At 66.4% G+C, this 3949-nt stretch carries 3 protein-coding genes; all 3 read left to right on the top strand.

Going from position 1 to position 3949, the window contains the following annotated elements; genetic code table 11:
* The first annotated feature begins 47 nt into the window (after nucleotides 1-47).
* From AB0300_RS18645 to AB0300_RS18635, 3 genes are read left to right on the top strand one after another with little or no spacing between them, the layout of a single operon-like run.
* A complete protein-coding gene (locus tag AB0300_RS18645) occupies nucleotides 48-1967 on the top strand; it encodes a hypothetical protein (protein WP_366216666.1) in 1920 nt (639 codons plus the stop codon).
* A gap of 13 nt (nucleotides 1968-1980) precedes the next feature.
* Nucleotides 1981-3219, top strand: coding sequence for a hypothetical protein (locus AB0300_RS18640; protein WP_366216665.1), 1239 nt, complete (start codon nucleotides 1981-1983; stop codon nucleotides 3217-3219).
* Between the two features lie 13 nt (nucleotides 3220-3232).
* Nucleotides 3233-3889: a hypothetical protein gene (locus AB0300_RS18635; protein ID WP_366216664.1), complete on the top strand. Its 657-nt coding sequence runs from the start codon at nucleotides 3233-3235 to the stop codon at nucleotides 3887-3889.
* Nucleotides 3890-3949: the final 60 nt, after the last annotated feature.

Here is a 3949-nt window from a genome sequence, read left to right as displayed (position 1 = left end):
ATAGCGGGTCGCGGTTGCGCCTGCCAGAGCTTTAGGTGGAGGCACCGATGACTGATTCCCGTGTTCTTGTGCGCGGTCGGCTTACGGATGCGGCTCAGGTTCCGTTGTGGGCTGAGCAGGTGGAGCTTGAGTTCCGTTTGTCGCGTCCTGGTACTGGTGCTGCTGCGTCGGTCGCGGATGGGGCGTTGTTTTCGACGGCGCCTGTGAGGGTGTCGCCGGATGCGGAGGGTGAGTTCGCGGTTCGGTTGACGCCGAATGATCTGATCCAGGGTGACACGTTTTACCAGGTGACGGCGCATTGGCTTGATGTTGCTGGTGGTCGGGTTGAGCTTGACCTGTATCGGATCTTCGTGCCGATGACGGGCGGCTGGATCAACGAGCTGATCGATCAGTCGTGGCGGGTTGCGCAGGTGATCTATTCGCCGACGCGTCCGGTTGAGTGGCCGGTGGGGGCGGTGTGGATCAACTCGGTTACGGGGGAGATGCTTCGTAACCAGGCGTCGAAGCTCGCCTATCTGGGTAATGTCACGGGTCCGCGGGGGCCGGAGGGTAAGCCGGGGGAGCAGGGCGCTCCGGGTGTGGATGCGGTGCCGGCGCAGTCGGCGGTTGCGTCGTATCTGGCGTCGGAGTCGTCTCCGGTGCACGCGGCGGTGCAGGACATTTTGCGGGCGGATCGTGCACGGTTCGACCTCGGCTCGGCGCGGTTGGAGTTCGGTGCCCGGGCGCAGCGTCCCGCCTCTGAGGTGCGGGTGATGCAGTCCGTGGACGTGGTGTCCGCGCTGGGTGGGGAGATTTGGTACTCGCAGATCGGTGCCGGTTCGACTGGGGCGCGGGAGTCGACGGTGATCGTGCGGTGCACCCCGGACGGGTCGTACGTCGGCGAGATGACGCTGTTGGACGCCGGGCACGGCACGAGCGTGTTCATCGAGGTCGACGACTTCGGCCAGATTTGGGTGTGGTCGTCCTTCATCAACGAGGCGATCGCCTCCGGCGCCGGCCGCTACAACGTCGTGCGTGTGCCGTGGTCTCAGGGTGCTACCCGGGCGTGGTCGTACGCGTCGGCGTACAAGGTCGCGTTGATCTCGGGTGGCGATTACACGTCTGTTCACTATGACGACGTGAACGATGAGGTCGGTGTTCGGAAGAACATCACGGACACGAAGTTCCGGTTCTCCCGGTACCGGCGTGCTGATCTGGTCGCTGGTGTGGACGCGCCGATGGACGTGTTCGAGCACACCTGGGGGTCGGACTATTTCGGGCAGGGGTTCGCTCTGCTCGACGGCCAGTGGTACGTGTTGTCGGGCAGTTCGGAGACGAACAGCCCGGTGTACCCGGCGCAGGTTTGGCGGTTGGACCCGGCGACGTCCACGGTGACGTTGAAGCGTTCGGTGGAGTTGGCGCGACGGTCTCCGGGTGCTGGCGTATTGGCGGGGTTCTCGGAACCGGAAGGTCTCGCGGTTGGCCGCGGCCCGCAGGGGGAACCGTCGCTCGTGTTCGGCATGTCGACTGGTCCCACGGGCGGGCGTGCGTACACGTTCTGGACCCTGCACATGGGCGCGACGCCGTACGTGAACCAGGCGATGGCGCAGGACGCGCTCTGGGGTGACTCCGGGTGGGCGTCGACCGCGATCACCGGGTGGCCGTCGAACGCGACACCTCGCGCGTCGGGGTCCGAGGCATTCGGTGCACGCATCGCCGGCGGGTACCTCGAGATGCGGGGAATGGTTGATGGGTCTTTCACCTCGTCGGGTGGGGCGATCACGCTCGGCTACCTGCGCCCGGGGTACTACTCGGCAACCCGTTTCTTGCGGGGCTTGGTGGTCAAGCAGATGACGGCGGCGAACCCGATCCCGGACGCCCGGGTCGAGATCGGCACGGACGGGCGCGTGCAGGTGCTGTTGTCGGCCTTGGATACCGGGACGGTGGCGTGGCTGGACTTCACCGGCTTCCGTGCCCCGCTCAGCTAACGAAGGAGTGAACATGGTCTACCCACTGGGACGCGTCCGAGGACGATTCCTTCAAGCTGTGCAGGGCATCCCGGGTGATGGCTCCGAGCCGGTGTACACGCCGGTTCGGGGCCTGCGGGTCCGGTTCCGTGCCCTTCTGGATGATGTGACGCTGCGCACCCTGCAGAACACCGACCCGGTGTCGTTGCTGTTGCAGCAGTTCGAGTGCCAGACCGACGACGACGGCTACCTGGTCAATGGTGCGGGGGAGCGGTGGCAGGATCTTCCAGCGACCGTCGACCCGGAGCTGGGATTCTCCGCGTTCCTGTGGGAAGCGGCCATCACGTCCCCGCTCGGCAACCCCACCCCGTTCCGGTTCGTCCTCCCCGTCTACACCGGCCCCGAGGACACCCGCGACATCACCACCGTCGCGCACGTCTCCACCAACCCCGGGAGCGAGCTGGCCGAGTGGGAGTCGGTGTACCTGCGCGCGCAGGGCGTCGTGGCTCAGGTCGTCGCCGCCGGGAACGCTCAGGTCGCGGAAATTGAAGCCGCGGGGGAAGGCGTCGAGCAGCGAGCTGTAACCGCGGCTACGGCGGCCGCTGCGAGCTACACCGCCCAGGCGCAAGGGCACGCGTCCACAGCATCTTCGGCGGCGACGGCGGCGTCCAACTCGGCATCGAACGCGACCGCTCAGGCTGTGCGTGCGGAAGCCGCGGCGGACAGTATCGACACTGCCCAACTCGAAGCGATGATCGCCGCGAAGGCGGACTTGCAGAGCGGGAAGGTGCCGCTGACCCAGCTTCCCGCCGCCATGACAGCGACGGCGGACACGCTAGTGCAGCGCGACGCAGGTGGCGTGATCACCATCGGCGCTCCGACGGCAGACGCACACGCGGCGACGAAGCAGTACGTCGATGGGCGCACCGCTGACACCGGCTGGCAGGCGATCACCGTCGCATCCGGTGTGCAGGCACAGTCCGGGCACACCGCCCAGGTGCGGGTCCTCAACGGGTTCATCGCCGTCCGGTTCCGCCTCGAGCGCGCCTCCGGCAGCTTCGCGTCCGGCGTAGTCGTCGGCACCCTGCCTGTCGGGTCGCGGCCCCCGCGCACGACCGACGCCGTGTTCACCACGAACGCGGTCACCGCCGACGCCGCAGCCCTAGTCCGCGGTGAGATTGCCGCGAACGGCGACATCTCGATCTACTTCGGCACCGGGCGAACGGTGCCCACCTGGATCGGCTTCAACGGTCTCATCGGCCCCGCAACGTGACAGGAGTAGCAGCATGGGCGGAACACTGACGAAGGTTGACATCGGTCACGGTCGGGGTTGGCTTGAAGTCGAAGCGGCGAAGTCTCAGGCGCGGATTGATCGTGCGTTGGGTCACCCGCAGCAGATCACTGAGGCGGGCCGGTCGTGGGAGCAGCAGAACGAGCACTGGCAGCACTACCTGAGGTTTGGGGCGCCGATTGCTCTGCACCCGGACACGCCGAGCGTGCACCAGATGGGACGCGCGAAGGACACGGATGAGCGTGACGTGGCGTTGATGAACGATCACGGCTGGTTCCAGACGGTTTACCGGTGGGTGAACGGTCGCCGCACGCTCGTCGAGCCGTGGCACTTCGAGTACGACCCCGCACGGGACAACCACCGCAACGACCCCGCCCCCGCTGGTGGCGGGGCGACTGCGGCCCTCAAGACTAAGGAGTTCCCCATGTTCGACGCACTGTATGTGAAACAGACGGATGGGCAGAAGCCTGACAAGGACCGCATCTTCGCGATCTTCCGCGACCCTCGCACCGGAGAGCTGGTGAAGGAACACATCACGGATGGCGGTCTGTGGGCTGCGATCGGCTGGGGCCTCAAGCGCCGCGGCGTCACGATCACATCGGAGGGCATGAAAGCCGCCGAGCTCAACAAGATCCCCACCTGGAAGAAGTAACTCCGTGCGTCGATTGTGGCGAGCGACGATCTGGCATCCGGGCGCTGTCCCCATCCTCGA

Source organism: Microbacterium sp. NPDC078814 (assembly GCF_040702645.1).
Taxonomy (GTDB): domain Bacteria; phylum Actinomycetota; class Actinomycetes; order Actinomycetales; family Microbacteriaceae; genus Microbacterium.
Note: the sequence above shows the minus strand (reverse complement) of the source record. Positions and strands in the feature narration are given on the sequence as shown.

Coding starts and splice junctions, on each gene's coding strand:
- AB0300_RS18645 (WP_366216666.1), top strand. CDS start 48: ATGACTGATTCCCGTGTTCTTGTGCGCGGTCGGCTTACGGATGCGGCT.
- AB0300_RS18640 (WP_366216665.1), top strand. CDS start 1,981: ATGGTCTACCCACTGGGACGCGTCCGAGGACGATTCCTTCAAGCTGTG.
- AB0300_RS18635 (WP_366216664.1), top strand. CDS start 3,233: ATGGGCGGAACACTGACGAAGGTTGACATCGGTCACGGTCGGGGTTGG.